The organism is Leptotrichia sp. oral taxon 847 (assembly GCF_001553645.1).
GTDB lineage: Bacteria > Fusobacteriota > Fusobacteriia > Fusobacteriales > Leptotrichiaceae > Leptotrichia.
This window is the reverse complement of the sequence record NZ_CP014231.1, coordinates 1,583,482-1,599,308: the sequence shown is the minus strand read 5'-3', so window position 1 is coordinate 1,599,308 and position 15,827 is coordinate 1,583,482. Positions and strand designations below refer to the sequence as shown.

Annotated in this window: 17 protein-coding genes; 2 read left to right on the top strand and 15 right to left on the bottom strand. The window is 27.9% G+C overall.

Features of this window, described 5'->3' with window-relative positions; all coding sequences use genetic code 11:
* Positions 1 to 106 precede the first annotated feature (106 nt).
* The 14 genes from AXF11_RS07435 to AXF11_RS07370 form a co-directional block, all read right to left on the bottom strand.
* Entirely contained in the window at positions 107 to 1,336 is a 1,230-nt protein-coding gene (locus AXF11_RS07435; protein ID WP_068156559.1) for a glycoside hydrolase family 10 protein, read from the bottom strand.
* Positions 1,337 to 1,425: 89 nt separating this feature from the next.
* Positions 1,426 to 2,157: an endonuclease/exonuclease/phosphatase family protein gene (locus AXF11_RS07430; RefSeq protein ID WP_068156556.1), complete on the bottom strand. Its 732-nt coding sequence runs from the start codon at positions 2,155 to 2,157 to the stop codon at positions 1,426 to 1,428.
* A gap of 25 nt (positions 2,158 to 2,182) precedes the next feature.
* Positions 2,183 to 2,845, bottom strand: coding sequence for an O-methyltransferase (locus AXF11_RS07425; RefSeq protein ID WP_068156553.1), 663 nt, complete (start codon positions 2,843 to 2,845; stop codon positions 2,183 to 2,185).
* 19 nt (positions 2,846 to 2,864) lie between these two features.
* Positions 2,865 to 3,884 carry a type II secretion system F family protein gene (locus AXF11_RS07420; RefSeq protein ID WP_068156552.1) on the bottom strand — a complete coding sequence of 340 codons (1,020 nt, stop codon included), beginning with the start codon at positions 3,882 to 3,884 and terminating at the stop codon, positions 2,865 to 2,867.
* A 53-nt stretch (positions 3,885 to 3,937) separates the two neighbouring features.
* Positions 3,938 to 4,819: an ROK family protein gene (locus AXF11_RS07415; RefSeq protein ID WP_068156550.1), complete on the bottom strand. Its 882-nt coding sequence runs from the start codon at positions 4,817 to 4,819 to the stop codon at positions 3,938 to 3,940.
* A gap of 75 nt (positions 4,820 to 4,894) precedes the next feature.
* The gene (gene rfaE1 / locus AXF11_RS07410) at positions 4,895 to 5,887 is read right to left on the bottom strand and encodes a D-glycero-beta-D-manno-heptose-7-phosphate kinase (RefSeq protein WP_068156548.1); all 993 of its coding nucleotides are present in this window, start codon (positions 5,885 to 5,887) and stop codon (positions 4,895 to 4,897) included.
* A 90-nt stretch (positions 5,888 to 5,977) separates the two neighbouring features.
* The gene (locus AXF11_RS07405; protein ID WP_068156545.1) at positions 5,978 to 7,174 is read right to left on the bottom strand and encodes a type II secretion system protein GspD; all 1,197 of its coding nucleotides are present in this window, start codon (positions 7,172 to 7,174) and stop codon (positions 5,978 to 5,980) included.
* A gap of 18 nt (positions 7,175 to 7,192) precedes the next feature.
* Complete coding sequence (locus tag AXF11_RS07400; RefSeq protein ID WP_068156542.1) at positions 7,193 to 7,717, bottom strand: hypothetical protein; 525 nt, start codon at positions 7,715 to 7,717, stop codon at positions 7,193 to 7,195.
* Between the two features lie 27 nt (positions 7,718 to 7,744).
* Positions 7,745 to 9,037 (bottom strand): hypothetical protein, encoded by a 1,293-nt coding sequence (locus AXF11_RS07395; RefSeq protein ID WP_068156540.1) that lies wholly within the window; start codon positions 9,035 to 9,037, stop codon positions 7,745 to 7,747.
* A 12-nt stretch (positions 9,038 to 9,049) separates the two neighbouring features.
* Positions 9,050 to 9,607 carry a hypothetical protein gene (locus AXF11_RS07390; RefSeq protein ID WP_068156536.1) on the bottom strand — a complete coding sequence of 186 codons (558 nt, stop codon included), beginning with the start codon at positions 9,605 to 9,607 and terminating at the stop codon, positions 9,050 to 9,052.
* Positions 9,604 to 10,065 (bottom strand): prepilin-type N-terminal cleavage/methylation domain-containing protein, encoded by a 462-nt coding sequence (locus AXF11_RS07385; protein ID WP_156440396.1) that lies wholly within the window; start codon positions 10,063 to 10,065, stop codon positions 9,604 to 9,606. Before AXF11_RS07385 ends, AXF11_RS07390 begins: the two co-directional genes overlap by 4 nt.
* A gap of 24 nt (positions 10,066 to 10,089) precedes the next feature.
* On the bottom strand, positions 10,090 to 10,515 hold the full coding sequence (locus tag AXF11_RS07380) for a type IV pilus modification PilV family protein (protein ID WP_068156533.1): 426 nt from the start codon (positions 10,513 to 10,515) through the stop codon (positions 10,090 to 10,092).
* A 10-nt stretch (positions 10,516 to 10,525) separates the two neighbouring features.
* Positions 10,526 to 10,954 carry a prepilin peptidase gene (locus tag AXF11_RS07375; RefSeq protein WP_257720985.1) on the bottom strand — a complete coding sequence of 143 codons (429 nt, stop codon included), beginning with the start codon at positions 10,952 to 10,954 and terminating at the stop codon, positions 10,526 to 10,528.
* A 25-nt stretch (positions 10,955 to 10,979) separates the two neighbouring features.
* Positions 10,980 to 11,402, bottom strand: coding sequence for a prepilin-type N-terminal cleavage/methylation domain-containing protein (locus AXF11_RS07370; RefSeq protein ID WP_068156528.1), 423 nt, complete (start codon positions 11,400 to 11,402; stop codon positions 10,980 to 10,982).
* A gap of 186 nt (positions 11,403 to 11,588) precedes the next feature.
* On the opposite strand from AXF11_RS07370, the gene AXF11_RS07365 reads away from it, so the two are divergent.
* Positions 11,589 to 12,821, top strand: coding sequence for an aminoacetone oxidase family FAD-binding enzyme (locus tag AXF11_RS07365; RefSeq protein WP_068156525.1), 1,233 nt, complete (start codon positions 11,589 to 11,591; stop codon positions 12,819 to 12,821).
* 25 nt (positions 12,822 to 12,846) lie between these two features.
* Complete coding sequence (locus AXF11_RS07360; protein ID WP_068156522.1) at positions 12,847 to 14,457, top strand: NAD(P)/FAD-dependent oxidoreductase; 1,611 nt, start codon at positions 12,847 to 12,849, stop codon at positions 14,455 to 14,457.
* Between the two features lie 107 nt (positions 14,458 to 14,564).
* On the opposite strand, the gene AXF11_RS07355 is transcribed toward AXF11_RS07360, so the two are convergent.
* Positions 14,565 to 15,776, bottom strand: coding sequence for an IS256 family transposase (locus tag AXF11_RS07355; protein ID WP_068153993.1), 1,212 nt, complete (start codon positions 15,774 to 15,776; stop codon positions 14,565 to 14,567).
* Positions 15,777 to 15,827 lie beyond the last annotated feature (51 nt).

Genomic DNA, 15,827 nt, shown 5'->3' with positions numbered 1-15,827 from the left:
TTTTCATAATTTTTTTACATTATAACATATTTAAAAAAATTTTTCTAAAATTTAAAAAAAAGAGACTGTTCCAAAAATCTAATTTTTAGAACTAAGTCTCAATTTATTAATTATTCAAGCTATATGGTCCTTGTTTTAAACTATTTGTCGCATTTTTTGGATTTGTTAGTAAAGATTTATAGCTAAAAAAGATACTTCCTTTAACTTCTGGATAATTTCTGTTAAAATTAATCTGATTTACTAACTCTCTTGCATTTTTCCATTCATTTACTTTATAAGCAGCTTGTCCTATGTATAAATCAGTATTTGTTTGAGCGGCATACTTACTCCACCATTTCACCAAAGTGTTGTATTCAGCAGCTTTAAATCCCTGATTCCAGTAAATTTGAGGTGCAACATAATCAATCCAGTTATTATTCATCCAAAGTAAAATATCCGCATACAAGTCATCATAATTCTGAACTCCAGCTTTTGTTGCAGAACCTCTTGCAGGATCTGTCGAATCATTTCTCCAGACACCAAAAGGACTTATACCAAACTCTACATTAGGATTTTCCTTTTTTATTTCTTTATGTAATTTTTCAACTAATGTATTTATGTTATTTCTTCTCCAATCACCGATATTTGAGAATTTTTTACCATATTTTTGATACTGTGCCGAATCTGGATATTCCTGATTTTTTACTTTATATGGATAAAAATAATCGTCCATATGAACTCCATCAACATCATAATTTTTTACAACTTCGACAATACTTTTTACAACGTAATCATTAACTTCCGGAATACCAGGGTTTAAGTAAAGTTTCCCTCCGTATGTTACAGTCCATTCAGGTTTCTTCATACCGATACTGTCGCTTGACAATTTTTCTCTTCCACCTGCAGTAAGTCTATAAGGATTAAACCAGGCGTGAAACTCTATTCCTCTCTTATGAGCTTCTTCCACCATAAATTTTAGTGGGTCATATCCAGGATTCACCCCTTGAGTTCCAGTCAAATAACGAGACCAAGGTGCATATTTTGATGGATAAAAAGCATCAGACTCAGGTTTAATTTGAACAAATACGGCATTCATATTCCAATTTTTTACATTGTCAAGAATTGATATAAACTCCGATTTTTGTCTTTCTATACTAAGTCCTGGTTTTGATGGCCAGTCTATGTTACTTACACTTGCAACCCATACACCCCTTAACTCTTTATTTTTTGATATTTTTGTATTATTTATTTTTGTTGCATTTTTATTTCCACCAACTATTAAATTGGCAGCATTTAACGATGTTACTGTCAAAATTGAAATTGCTAATAATGACACTTTTTTTACTATTGATTTCACTAAAAAACTCCTTTCTGAATATATTCTTCAATATAATTTTAATACATTTACTGAATTTTTGCAACTTTTTTTTGGTTTTTTTTGTAAAATTATACTATACTAAAATCAAGCAATATTGGTAAATGGTCAGAAAGTTTTGTTTGAATGACTTTAAAGTCGTTTATTTTTATTTCTTGCGAACAAAGTATAAAATCGAGTTCTTTTTTAGGTTTCCAGCTCGGAAAAGTTGGCTGAGAATTAACATTTGAATTTTTTAATCCAGACGCTTTTAAAAACATCGCAAGTTCTTCATTTCCCCAAAAAGCGTTAAAATCTCCCGCCACAATTACAGGCTTTTTCGTACTTCTCACTAAATCGTAAAGTTGTACTATTTGTTTTTGCCGAGTTTTTCCGCCTAACGCCAAATGCACTAAAAACACATCCACTTTTTCAGTTTCCACCTCGATTATCAATTTTTTCATCCCACTGTCTAAATAATGAAATTTTTTCTCTATTATTTCATCTTTTGAAAGCAGTGCATTTCCTTGTTTACGAACCATCGGAAATTTCATATATTTCGAATTTTCTTCATATTTATACTGAAAAACATTGTTATTTCTCGTAATTCTCGCAAGGACGGCAGCCTGATTTTTGCTTTTCATTCTAAAGGAACCTAAATCAACTTCTACAAGTCCCACTATATCAGGTTTATATTTATTTATGAGACTTCCAATTTTGTGAATATGCCAGTTTGAACGGCCTAAGTATCCTCTGATATGCTTAAATGGCTGATTTAGATATTTTCCTGTCCCATAGCGTATATTGTACAAGAGAAATTTCATTTTTATCACTTCTTTCCACTAACCTTTATTTTTTGACTATTCCCACTCCATCACCGAACGGCAGCAAAACAAAATTATACTCGTCATTTAATTTTTTAATAAATTCATTCAATCTTTTTACAATCGTTTTATATCTTTTTGGAACTTCTTCTTTAGATTTTGCCACAAGTCCGCGAAACACAATGTTGTCAATAAAAATTATTCCATTTTCACAAAGCAGCTCATAACACATTTCAAAAAATTTCAAATACTGACCTTTTGCCGCATCTATAAATATAAAATCATATTTTATATTTTTATCTAATTTGGGAATTTCTTCCAGCGCATCTCCTAATATCAGATTATTTTTTGTGAGTAACTTCATTTTTTCAAAATTTTCAACCGCTTTTTTATAACGATTTTCATCAATTTCTATCGTAGTCAAAAAACCATCATTTTCATTTGCAATTTGCGCTAAGAAAATCCCTGAATAACCAGTTGCTGTCCCAACTTCCAAAATTTTTTTAGACTTTTTATTTTTTGCAATAAATATCATAAAATTAAGTACATCATCTGTTATTATTGGAACTTTTTGAGCTAAGCTCTCTTTCTTTATCTCTTCTATAATCCCGTATTTTTTTGATTTTTTATTTTTTTCTTCAAATAAATCCTGTGTATATTTTGATATTTCATTAAAATTTTCTATCATATTTTTCCTTTTTTATTTTTTATAACATTTCTCCCATTTTAAAAATAGGTAACATAACCGAAAATATTATTCCACCGATCAGTATTCCAATAAAAATTATTGAAAATGGCTCAAACATCTTTAAAAACCATTTAATTTTCTCGTTTACTTTTTCATAATATATCTCGTTCAAATTGAAAAATGAAACTTCCATTTTTCCTGTCTTTTCTCCTATTGTTAAAAAACTTCTGTATTCCGCATCAAAAAAAGTTGTGTTACTAAATGATTTTTGTATACTTTCCCCCTTTTCAATTTTTGAAATAATTTTTTTCAATTCTTTATTTAAAACATTACTTTTAGAATTTGAACACATTTTTAAAGACTTCAAAAACGATATATTCGTATTAGTCAAAGAATACATATTTCTTGTAAAATTTAATACACATATATCTTTATACATCTTTCCAACAATTTTTAACTTCAAAAAAAACTTTTCAAAATCTTCTTCATTTTTATTTTTAAAATAAACAAATAAAAAATATATAAAAATCATCCCAATAAAAATAAAAATCCAATATTTGTCAAAAATTTTGCTCACATTTATGACAGTTTTTGTAATCTTTGGCAAATCCTGTCCAATGTCCGAATAAATTGAAACAAATTTTGGAACGACAAATTTTAATAGAACTGCGACTATTACAAGTGCTGTAATAATCACTGTAACTGGATAAATACTAAGTCCTACTATATCCTTTTTTATTTTTTGATTAAACTCATATTTCTGATACAAATTTTTAAAAACTAATTCCAAATTTCCTGTTTGCTCTCCAATTTTTATCATTTCCAAGAATTCTTTTTCTTGTGTAATTTTATAAAATGCTTTATTTAAAGGTACTCCTTGCTCTATTTGCACTTTAGTTTTTAAAATCTTTTGTTTCATTTCATTTTTATAATTTTGAGAAACAATCGTAAGTGTGTCAACTAAACTAATTTTTCCATTTAACAAATAATAAACACTTTTTGTAAATGTTAAAAGTTCCTTTTCGGTTATTTTCCCCATAATAACCTTCCCCCTTTTTAAAAATCTTTTTTCTTATTTTCTATTTATATTTTTTACTTTTGCTCCAAAGCTACTTTCCCTAATGCAATTGATCCAACAAATCCAGCTTCATCACCTAATCCAGGATACACAATATAATTATCGATATCTTCCAAAATTTCTTTTTTTTGCACATATCCATTTAAGAATTCTTGAACATATTTTCTAATTTTTGGGAATAATTGTTTTTGTTTCATCACTCCACCGCCCATAATAATTTTCTGAGGCGATAAAATTAAAATATAATTCACTAAAGCTTGTGCCAAATAATACGCTTCCATTTCCCAAACTTCGTCAACTTCAGCTAATTCAAATCCTTTTTTCCCCCATCTAGCTTCAATTGCGGGACCAGCCGCCATTCCTTCTAAACAATCTTTATGAAACGGACATCTTCCTTCAAATTTATCATTTTCATGTCTTCTTAACAAAATATGTCCCATTTCAGGATGAGTTAGTCCTTGAACCATTTTACCATCAACTACAGCTCCTGCTCCAATTCCTGTTCCAACTGTTATATACATGACATTTTTTAGTCCTTCTCCTGCTCCCCACCAAGATTCAGCAAGCGCTGCTCCATTTACATCTGTATCAAATTCCATTGGTACATCAAAATGTTTTTTTAATTGTCCAATCATATTAAAATCGCTCCAATATGGTTTTGGAGTTTTTGTTATATATCCATAAGTTTTGGAACTTTTTACAGGATCAATTGGTCCAAAACTCCCAACTCCCATCACATCAAACTCTTTATCTGAAAAAAATTCAATAACTTTTCCCATTGTTTCTTCAGGAGTTGTTGTTGGAATACTAACTCTTTCGATAACTTTCCCGTCTTCTGTCCCAAGTCCACAAATAAACTTTGTTCCGCCAGCTTCTATTGCCGCAATAATTGCCATAATTTTCACTTCCTTTTTCTAAATTAAATTTTTAATTTTATCCAAATTTTCCACATTAACTCCTCCTTTTTCATATTACAAATGTTCTTGTACGGTTTCATAAAACTCCAAAATTTCTTCTTTTGTCGCAGTTGCTGTTCCAACTTTAGCTACCACTATTCCTGAAGCCATATTTGCAATTTCCCCAGCTTCATATAAATCAGCTCCAGCACATCTTGCCAGAAGAAAAGTTGAAATAAATGTATCTCCTGCCCCCGTCACATCGTAAACTTCCCTTGCCACTGTCGGTATCCTCTTATGTTTTGTCTCAAATAGCGAAACCCCTTCTTCACTTCTTGTAAGCACAACATTCTCAAGCTCTAATTCTTTTTTTAGTTGCGCTAATTTTTTCACAATTTCTTCTTCACTAGAAAATTTTTTCATTCCAAAATAGTCCAAAATCTCTTTTTTATTTGGTGTTACCGAAGTAGCCCCAATATAATTTTTAAAATTTTGAGGTTTTGGATCCACTACAACCACTTTTTCATTTTCTTTTGCAAGTTTTATAATTTTTTTGGAAAGTCTTTCTGTTAAAAGCCCTTTGTTGTAATCGGATAACAAAATTGCGTCTATACTCTTTAAATCTTTTTTTAGAAGTTCCAGAATTTTATCTTGATTTTCAAGTGAAATATCAATATCTTTTTCCCAATCTAATCGAAGTAATTGTTGTCCTTGTGCCAAAACTCTACTTTTAATTATCGTCGGACGAGAATTATCTTTTACGATTCCAATTGAGTCGATTTTTTTAGCTTCCAACTCCTTTATAAACTTTTCACCATTTGTATCAGCCCCTACAACTCCGTATACTGACACACTTGCTGATAATGAAATTAAATTATTTGCAACATTTGATGCCCCACCTAATACAAATCGTTCTTTTTCGATATTTACTACAGGAACTGGTGCTTCAGGAGAAATTCTATTAACTTTTCCAATGAGATATTCATCTAACATCATATCCCCAATAACAGCTATTTTCACGTGTTTAAATCTTTCTAATATTTCTTTAAGCTTTTGAATTGAAATCATTTTTCCTTCCTTTTTAATTTATTTCTTTTGCTTTTATTATACAACATATTTTAATATTTTTCATTAAAAATTTAGAAAAAATTTTTTATTTTAATTTATCAAAAGCGATTTGTCATTTTGTATAACAGCTTCAATTTCGATGTAGATATCTCTTACTTCTTTATTTGTTCTCCTATATTTGAAAAGTGGACCAATTATTGGAATTTTTGAAAGTATCGGAATTCTTCTTTGAGTCTCTTTACTCACATTTTGCTTTAATCCACCTATAAACGTCGAACCTCCATCATTTAATGTTATTGTAGTCCTTGTCTGATTTTTTTGTTTTGCACCCGAAGACGCACTATAACTAGAAGTCAATTTAAAATTACTTATTTCCGTATCAAGTTTTAACAATATTTTTTTTACTCCATTTATTTTTTTTATTTCTGGAGTTATTTTAAAGACAATTCCTGCTTCTGAGAATATTGGCTCAATATAGTCTTCATTATTTTTAGTTATTTTCTTTTCACCTACAATCACTTCTTCCGTAACTTTTAATTCCCCTTCTTCCTTTTCCATAATCATAAGTGTTGGCATAGCTTCTATTTTTATATCTCCATTTTCTTTTAACATATTAAAGTCTACTCCCAAAAATTTTCCTCCCGCAGAAAATATTGAGCTAATCGAAATTTCTCCATTTAAAAATTTTGCAACCAAATTATTTTTTCCAGTATTGCCAGAATTTGAATTTATTGACCAGTCAATTCCAAGTCTTTCAAACAAATTCGAACTTGTATCAATTATCGTTCCCTTTATTATAACCTGCTCTTTCGGACTGTCAAAAGATTTTATTATTTTTTTTATTTCTTCAAATTTTTTTTCATCTCCACTAAAAATAATTTTATTCCCTACGCCAATAACTTCAAATTTTTCAAATCCGTTTAATGCCTCTGAAATTTCTTTTACATCTCTATATTCAAACTCAATTTCTCCAGTTTTATTTTTTATTTCCTCTTTTTTAGGACTTTCAATTTTGGGAACTTCTTTGTTTTGATTCTCTACTTTTGGTACTTGTTTTGTATCTTTAAGTGTTTTACTTTCAGAAGTTTTCACTTGCTTTTGCTGTGCATTATTGTTTTTATTATTTACATTATTATTTTCAATCTTTTTATTTTCCTTCGGAACTTTGTAAATAAATATTTTTTTCAGATTTTGCGCATCATTTTTATTTACATAATCCGTAACTTTTGCTGAAAAAGTATTACTAAAAAAAATAATAGCATATAGAATTAAACTTGATTTCCTCATTTTACCCCCCTTTTATTTTTACAATTTTTTCTCTATAAACCCTATTGAAATTTTAAATTCATCACTTGTAAGCTCGATAAACATTCTGGAAGTGTCAATATATTTTTTACTCTTGTTTATGAGATACAAAAATTTCCCAAAGTCATTAAGACTTCCAAAAGTTGTAAAATGAATATATTTCAGTTTATATCCATTTCTTTCCCAAACATTTTCAGATTTTGAAATTTCTTTTACTTTTAAATCACTTTCGTGAGCAAAAATATAAATCATCTTCTTAAAATCCGATTCATTTTTTATTGATAAAAAAGAAAGTTTTTTTGTAATTGCCATAATTTCGTTGTAATCAGCCACGTTTTTTTCTTTTTCTTTTGATTTTTGAGTTTCTATTTCAACAATTTTTTTCTCAAATTTCTTTTTGTTTTCCAAAAGTAATTCTTTATTTTCCAAAAGTTCTTTATGCTCACTATATTTTAAATTCAAATTTATTAACAAAAAAATTGTAATTGCAGTTATTATCATTATTTTTAAATTTATCTTTTTCATTTTATACTTTTCCCACTTTTCCTAAAATTATTTAATGACATACTCAAACATAGTCGCTTCATCGTTATCTTTCAAGTATCCTAATTCGGAATTAGGATATTTTCTCAAAATACTGTTTTCAAATTTTTCAAAATTCTCAAAATTTTTTAACTCACCAGAGACCGTCCACTTTGAATTTTCATAATTAATTTTTGTATAATCTACCCCTTTTTTACTATTTTCAACTAAAAACTTTATATATGAATAAAACTCATCTCGTTCAATTGAACTATCAATTTCCTTTAACATCTTTAATTCTTTCACATAATTTGGAATTTCCTCATCTTTCTTTTTCAAATAATTTTTTTCCAAAATTTTTGTCTGAAGTTTTATATCTTCATTTTCTTTTTTCAACTTTTCATTGTTCATAAAATTACTCAAAAGAAAATACCCAAGAAACAAAAACAAAGCTATCGCTACATCAGAAATTTTTATTTCTTTTAAACTTTTTATATCAAAAAAATTTTCATTTTCTACAAAATTTGGATTTTCATAAAGTTCACTTGCAGAAAAGATTATTTTAATTTCGTTTTCTGCATCTGCTACAACTATTATATTCCCAAAGTCAAATTCATTAATTTCCTCTATATCAGAAAGTTTTAACTCAACTTTTTCCAATTCCACTATTTTTTCGTTATAAATTACCATTCGCAAACTATTTTCTTCCCCAATTTGAAAAAGTTCCATTTTTTCATTTTTCAAATTTTCATTTTCCAAATCTTTTTCATTTATTGTTTCTTCGACCCCGATGTCTTCTATTTTCACAACTTGAACTTCTTTTTGTTTTTTATTTCCAATTTCATTTTCAGGAAATAATTTTTCTTTTTCTTCGTTTTCTAATTCTGTATTTTTATTTTTATAAAAATTATAAATTGCCTGAAAATCAATTTTTATTTCTGAAATTTTACAAAAAATTTTTTTCACTATTTTTTTTAAACTTGAAATTTTACTTTTTTCCAAATAAATATCTAAATATTTATCAGCTACATAATCCAAAACCAATTTTTTACACACAAAATTATTTTTTTTAGAAATTATTTTAATTTCATCATTTTTATTTTCATTTCTTTCAATCCCAAAATTTTCAAATTTAAAATATGAAAAATGTAAAATAAAACTAACTTCCACATTTTTTTTAAATTCCATTTTATCAAAATTATTTTCTTCCAGAAAATTTTCCAAAACAGTCGATAAATCCTGATTTTCATAAAAATATATTTCATTTTCGTAAAAAAGATAAATTTTATTTTCACTTCTTAAGTATATTTTTAAATTTTCCAAAAAATCCCTCCTCTACAAAATTTCACCACTTAAAACATTCATTTCCACAAGTGTTGCATTTTTTCTTTTAAAAGAAATTTTTTCTCTATAAAAAATTTCCATATCTAAAATTTTTCTTCCAAAAATAATTTCCAAGTCGTTGTAAACCGTATTTTTATCAAGTGGTAAAAAATATTCATTTCCGCTCCCATCTCTTATACTTTTAACCACAAATCCTCCAATACTCTGAATATCTTTCTGCAAAAAGATTAATTTTTCTGATTTTAAATCATTTCCTACTTTTTGTAAATTTGTATCAAAATAAAATTCTTCTTTTTCTATTTCAATTTGATTATTTTCAAAATTCACACCATTTCTTACAAATCTTTTTGCATTTTCCAATTCTTTTTCAACAAAATTTTTTTTATCTAATTTTTTTTCAGTATTTTTTAAAAAAACTATATCTGATTTCTGTTTTACAAAAAATATAAAATTTGTTGAAAATACAGTTATCATTGATAGTGCAATCAGCACATAAATAAGACTTGCACCTAAATTTTTTTTTTCATTTTTAAATTTCCCTTCAATCATATTTTTACAACTCTAATTTCATTTTTTCCTAAATTTTTTATTTTTATGACAAGAATATTTCCATTTTTTTCAAATTCTAAATTTTCTAAATTTGAAATGGTATTTCTACTCCCAAAATTTTTATTATTTTCAGTATCTGAAATATACATTTTCTGATTTTCAAATTCAATTTTATATAAAATTCCATCTATTTTATAAATAATTTTATTTTTAAAAATATGAATATTTTTACTTTCGTTTTCATAAAAAAACTCTTCTTTATCTCTATTTTTCAAGTTTTCTACAATTTTATCAAACGAAAAATATAAGTTTTCATAACTTTTCTGATTATTTTTTTTCATCTTTTCAATTATGACGACTCTTTTCAAAAAAATTGACACAACAAAAACTATAACTGAAAATAAAAACATACTTATCATGATTTCCAAAAGCAAATAACCCTTTTTTTTATTTTTCACAATTTTCCCTCTTTTCAAATTATTTTACAAAAAATTTGGAAAATAATAATCATTTATTTTATTTGCAACTATCTTAAAAATATATTCTTTTTCACCTTTTTCATTCAAATAAAATCCGTCTGTTTTTTCAATTTTCATTTGAATTTTATTTTTTGAAAAATCAATATTTTTTAAAATCTGATACTTTTTTTCAATCGAAAACTTATTATAAAAATCATCTGTACTTGCGATTTCATATTTTCCAGAAAATTTATTTATTTCTTCATATTTTTTGGCTTTTATTAACTCTATCATATTTGAAATTTCTATATTGTGAATATTTACATCATCCACTTTTGTATTTGTTTTTAGAGTTTTTAAAAATAAATTTGAAAGCGGAACAATTGCAAGTGTTACAAAAAACATTGAAATCAAACTTTCCACTAAAGTTTCCCCTTTATTTTTTTTCATTTTTTCTCCTTCATAAAAAAAATACTTTTAAATAATCAAAAAATAAATAAGTTACAATAATAAATGGTGCAAATGGAATATAATCATATTTTTTAAATTTTTTTGAAAACAATAAAAATAAAGAAATAATCCCTGAAAGAATATATAAAATCATATAAAATTTAAAAATATTCTCAACTCCATTGTACCGAAATAACCCACCTATCCCCATCATAAGTTTTATATCACCAAAACCAATTAAACTTTTTTTAAAATAATCTTCCAAAATATAAAGCACTAATAACGGCATTAAATAACCGCTTACTCCCAGATAGTAATTTTCCAAATCATTAAATTTGATAGAAAAAAATAATCCTATCAAAATCAAGAAAAAAATATCCCTGTCATATATCACTTTTTTTTTCACATCGTTTACAAAAATACTAAAAAAACAAAATATTTTAAAATCAACAAAAAAATTGATGTCATCTCCTTATCTCTTCTCCAGGAAAAGCCTTGCTATTTGCATCAATTTTAGCGAAAATTTCTCCATTCTGATAGATTATTTGACCATGAATATTTCCAATTTTAAATTTTCCGCTACTGTCAAGCCCAATTCCAAGCTTGTTTAAATTTCCTTGTTCTGTTAAAATGTCTTGTAAATTTTTTGGTGCATCTCCACTGTGATCAATACTCCAAGATGTCGTCGTGTTATTTAATTCAGAAATTGCCCCAATTACTTTACTTCTATTAGCTTTATTCAGATACTTTCCAACTTGAGGTATCGCTATCGCAGAAATTATTGTGATAATTGCAACTACTAGTATCACTTCTATAAGCGTAAAGCCTTTTTCCAGTTTTTTCCCAGTAACTTTTTCATTTTTTAAAATTTCAAATTTTTTATTCATTTTCTATCCTCCTTTAATTTTTTATTAATTATTTATACAATATTTTTTACTTTTTGTCAATATATTTTTAATTTTTATTTAACTTTAAAAATAAAAACCTTTTTTATAAAACTTTTAAAAATTTAATGAAAAAAATAATTAAAATGATATAATTTATTTGATAAAAAATTTAAAAGGAGCATAAAATTGAAAACAGAAGTAACTGTTATAGGCGGTGGAGCGGCTGGACTTATGGCGGCAATTACCGCTAAGAAAAATGGAAGAGATGTCGTCATTTTAGAGCGAAAAGACAGAATTTTAAAAAAAGTTCTGGTTACAGGAAACGGACGATGTAATTTGAGTAATATCAATGCCACAAATGAAAACTATTTTGGGATTGAAAATCGAAAACAGGATATAAACCATATTCTAAATAATTTTTTGCCAAATGATGTGATCGACTTTTTTGAAAATGAAATTGGAATTATTTGCAACGAAGAAAGTCGTGGAAAACTTTATCCACTTAGTGGACAAGCGGCATCAATTGTAGATGGACTCAGATTTTATGCACAAAAACTTGGAATTCCTATTTATACGGATTTTTACGTCACGAAAGTTACAAAAGAAATGTTTGAATTTAAAATTCTTTCCGAAGATAAGAGACAAATTAACTCAAAAAAAATCATTCTTGCAACAGGTGGAATTTCTTACCCTGAACTTGGCTCAAATGGAAGCGGCTACCAAATTGCAAAAAATTTTGGACACAGTCTAACAAAACTTGTGCCAGCAATTGTTCAGCTAAAAACTGAAAAACATAAAATAAAGGGATTACGTGGAATAAAATTAGATACCAAAGTTACTGCTTTTGGAAAAAACGAAGATAAATTTGAAAAAATCTGTACTTATGAAGGAGAACTGCTGTTTACCGATTACGGAATTTCGGGAAATGTCGTCTTTAATATTTCTTTTGTATTTCCACTTTATAAAGAAGTCGAATTTGAAGTTGATTTTATGACAAAATTTGAATATGATGAGCTTTTTAAAATTTTGAAAAAGAGACGGGAAATACTAAAAAATATGACAATGGAGCAATATTTTAATGGAATGATTAACAAAAAATTAGGTCAATTTTTGACTAAAATGTCGGGAATTCCAAAATTGTCAAAAAATATTTCAGAACTCACTGACAATGAAATAAAAAAAATATGTACAATTTTAAAAAAATATAAAATAAAAATATTAGATACAAATGGCTTTAAAAATGCGCAAGTTACTGCCGGCGGAATTCCTTTGAACGAAATAAATCTAGAAAATTTGGAATCAAAAAAAACAAAAGGGCTTTATTTTGCTGGAGAAGTTATGGATGTCTATGGTGAATGTGGTGGATTTAACTTACATTGGGCGTGGGCGAGTGGAAAATTTGCTGGAGAAAATGTTTAATAAAAAAAATGTGAAAGGAAAATAAATGCTTAAAATTAATAATATAAAAATGCCTGTAAAACATAACGTGAACGACTTAAAAAATGTTGTCTGCAAACTTTATAAAATTAATAAAAACGAAATAAAAAGTTTTGAAATTGCAGGACAGGCGATTGACGCCAGAAAAAAAAATAATGTTGTCTTTGTCTATGCTGTAAATATCGAGCTTGAAAACGAAAAAAAATTTGAAAATGTTAAAAATATAAAAAAATTTGAAAAACAAATTTATTCTATTTCAAAAATAGAAAATTTTTTTGAAAACGAGAAAATAAAAAGACCTGTCGTAGTTGGAAGCGGACCTGCTGGCATTTTTGCTGGACTTGTGATGGCTGAAGCTGGGCTTAAACCGATTATTATTGAGCAGGGAAAAAACGTCGACGAGAGAAAAAAAGATGTCTACAATTTTTTTAAGACAAGAAAATTGAACAAATATTCAAATGTTCAATTTGGTGAAGGTGGAGCTGGCACTTTTTCCGATGGGAAATTAAACACTAACACAAATAATTTTAGAATGCAAAAAATTTATGATGAGCTGATTTTAGCAGGAGCCGAGAAAAAAATAAGTTACATGTCAAAACCGCACATTGGAACGGACAAACTTATTGGAATTATGAAAAACATAAGAAAAAAAATTGAAAGCCTCGGCGGAGAATACAGATTTTGCACAAAACTTACAAAAATTAATTACGAAAACAATAAATTAAAAGAAATCAAAGTTGAAGATTTAGAAAATGAAAAAAAATACACTATTTCAACAAACATCGCAGTTTTAGCGATTGGACATAGTGCAAGAGAAACATTTTATATGTTAAATGAACAAAAAGTCCAAATGGAGCGGAAAATTTTTTCTGTGGGAGTTAGAATCGAACACAAACAAAGCATGATAAATAGAGCTCAATATGGAAAATTTGCTAATAAGTTACCATCTGCCGAGTACAAATTAAATGTCAAAACTTCTAATGGAAGAGGAGTTTACACTTTTTGCATGTGTCCCGGTGGAGTCGTAGTACCGTCTGCAAGTGAAGAAAATAGGTTAGTTGTAAATGGGATGAGCTATTCAAAAAGAAATTTAGAAAATGCCAATTCGGCAATTTTAGTAAATGTTTTTCCAAATGATTTTGAAGGAGATTCTGTTCTTGCTGGAATTGAATTTCAGCGAAAATTAGAAGAAAAAGCCTTTATTCTTGGCGGAAGTGACTACAAAGCCCCTGTCCAGCTCTTTGGAGATTTTGTAAATAACAAAGTTTCAAAAAAATTGGGAAATGTAAAGCCAAGTTACCTTGCAGATTACAAATTTGCTGACTTAAACAACATTTTCCCTGAATATATAAACTCTTCTCTAAAAGAAGGAATCACGCTTATGGATAAAAAAATAAAAGGATTTGCAAATTATGACGCCATTTTAACTGGTGTAGAAAGCAGAAGTTCATCTCCTGTAAAAATTCCAAGAAATGAAAAGTTTTTTGCCAATATCGAAGGAATTATGCCTTGTGGAGAAGGTGCTGGATATGCTGGTGGAATAATGTCCGCTGCGGTTGACGGAGTGAAATGTGCAGAATTTGTCGTGGAATATTTTAAAAATTTGATGAGTAAATAAAAATTCTAAATAAAAAAACAAAAAGAGGGTGTAAGAGAGTGTCCAGAATTTTGTGTAAACTCAAAATATAATATATGGTACAGGATGGTATTTTTATCATCCTGTTTTTAAATCCTTCCTTCAAAATAAATACTTAACTGAGAATATATTTCTCCCCAGCCCGGTATTCTTCCAGTCCATTTCCTTGTTGCTTCCTTTAAACTTAAATATACTGACTTCATCAATGCTTCATCTGTCGGATAAAGTGATTTTGTCTTCGTATACTTTCTTAATTGTCTGTTTAAGCTTTCTATCGGGTTTGTCGTATATATCAGCTTTCTTATCTTTGTATCATATTTAAAGTATGTTGTCAACTCATTCCAGTTACTTCTCCAGGAATTAATTACTGCCATATACTTTTTACCCCATTTTTCTTCTAGTTCATCCAGTTTAAACTCTGCCTGTTCCAGTGTTGGTGCATTGTACATTTCTTTTAAGTCTGATGTAAATTCCCTTACATCTTTGTAAGATATGTATCTTATGCTGTTTCTAATTTGATGAACCACACATTTTTGAATTTCTGTCTTAGGGAACACCGAAGATATTGCTTCGCTGAACCCTTTTAAATTATCAACAGACATAATTAGTATATCCTGAACTCCTCTGTTTTTTAATTCATTTAAAACATTTAGCCAGTACTTGCTTGATTCATTTTCTCCTATCCAAAATCCTAAGACCTCCTTTCGCCCTTCCTTATCTATTCCTATAGCTAAATATACCGCCTTTTTAACAACAACTCCATCTTTTCTTACGCTGTAATGGATAGCATCCATAAAAACTATTGGGTATACATCCTCAAGCTGTCTAGACTGCCATTCCCTAATTTCAGGTATAATTTTATCTGTAATTTTACTGATCATAGATGGCGAAACATCAATTCCATAAAGATTATTGAGATGGTCCTCGATATCTCTATTGCTCATTCCTTTAGCATAAAGAGAAAGAATCTGTCCTTCAATGCCAGTAATTTCTCTTTGATATTTAGGGATGATTTGAGGCTCAAACTCAGCATTTCTATCTCTAGGAATATCTAAATCAAGATTGCCATACTCACTTCTAACAGTTTTCTTGGAATGTCCATTTCTAGCATTAGAAGTAGTCTTATCTTTCATAGAATGTTTAGCATACCCCAGTTCATGCTCAATTTCAGCTTCAAGCATGGTTTGGATAGTACCCGAAAGCAAATCCTTAAGCATATCCTTAATATCATTAGTATCTTTAATATTGTAATCCTCAATCAGTGTTTTAAAAATTTCGTTGTCAATTTTCTTTTTAGTCATAACAAAAACCTCCAAATATTATACAGTTATTTTACCATATATTATCTAGAG

Excerpts from the sequence above, each read along its gene's own strand:
- AXF11_RS07430 (WP_068156556.1), bottom strand. The coding sequence starts at position 2,157 with ATGAAATTTCTCTTGTACAATATACGCTATGGGACAGGAAAATATCTA.
- AXF11_RS07425 (WP_068156553.1), bottom strand. The coding sequence starts at position 2,845 with ATGATAGAAAATTTTAATGAAATATCAAAATATACACAGGATTTATTT.
- AXF11_RS07420 (WP_068156552.1), bottom strand. The coding sequence starts at position 3,884 with ATGGGGAAAATAACCGAAAAGGAACTTTTAACATTTACAAAAAGTGTT.
- AXF11_RS07415 (WP_068156550.1), bottom strand. The coding sequence starts at position 4,819 with ATGGCAATTATTGCGGCAATAGAAGCTGGCGGAACAAAGTTTATTTGT.
- rfaE1 (WP_068156548.1), bottom strand. The coding sequence starts at position 5,887 with ATGATTTCAATTCAAAAGCTTAAAGAAATATTAGAAAGATTTAAACAC.
- AXF11_RS07405 (WP_068156545.1), bottom strand. The coding sequence starts at position 7,174 with ATGAGGAAATCAAGTTTAATTCTATATGCTATTATTTTTTTTAGTAAT.
- AXF11_RS07400 (WP_068156542.1), bottom strand. The coding sequence starts at position 7,717 with ATGAAAAAGATAAATTTAAAAATAATGATAATAACTGCAATTACAATT.
- AXF11_RS07390 (WP_068156536.1), bottom strand. The coding sequence starts at position 9,607 with ATGATTGAAGGGAAATTTAAAAATGAAAAAAAAAATTTAGGTGCAAGT.
- AXF11_RS07380 (WP_068156533.1), bottom strand. The coding sequence starts at position 10,515 with ATGAAAAAAAATAAAGGGGAAACTTTAGTGGAAAGTTTGATTTCAATG.
- AXF11_RS07370 (WP_068156528.1), bottom strand. The coding sequence starts at position 11,402 with ATGAATAAAAAATTTGAAATTTTAAAAAATGAAAAAGTTACTGGGAAA.
- AXF11_RS07360 (WP_068156522.1), top strand. The coding sequence starts at position 12,847 with ATGCTTAAAATTAATAATATAAAAATGCCTGTAAAACATAACGTGAAC.
- AXF11_RS07355 (WP_068153993.1), bottom strand. The coding sequence starts at position 15,776 with ATGACTAAAAAGAAAATTGACAACGAAATTTTTAAAACACTGATTGAG.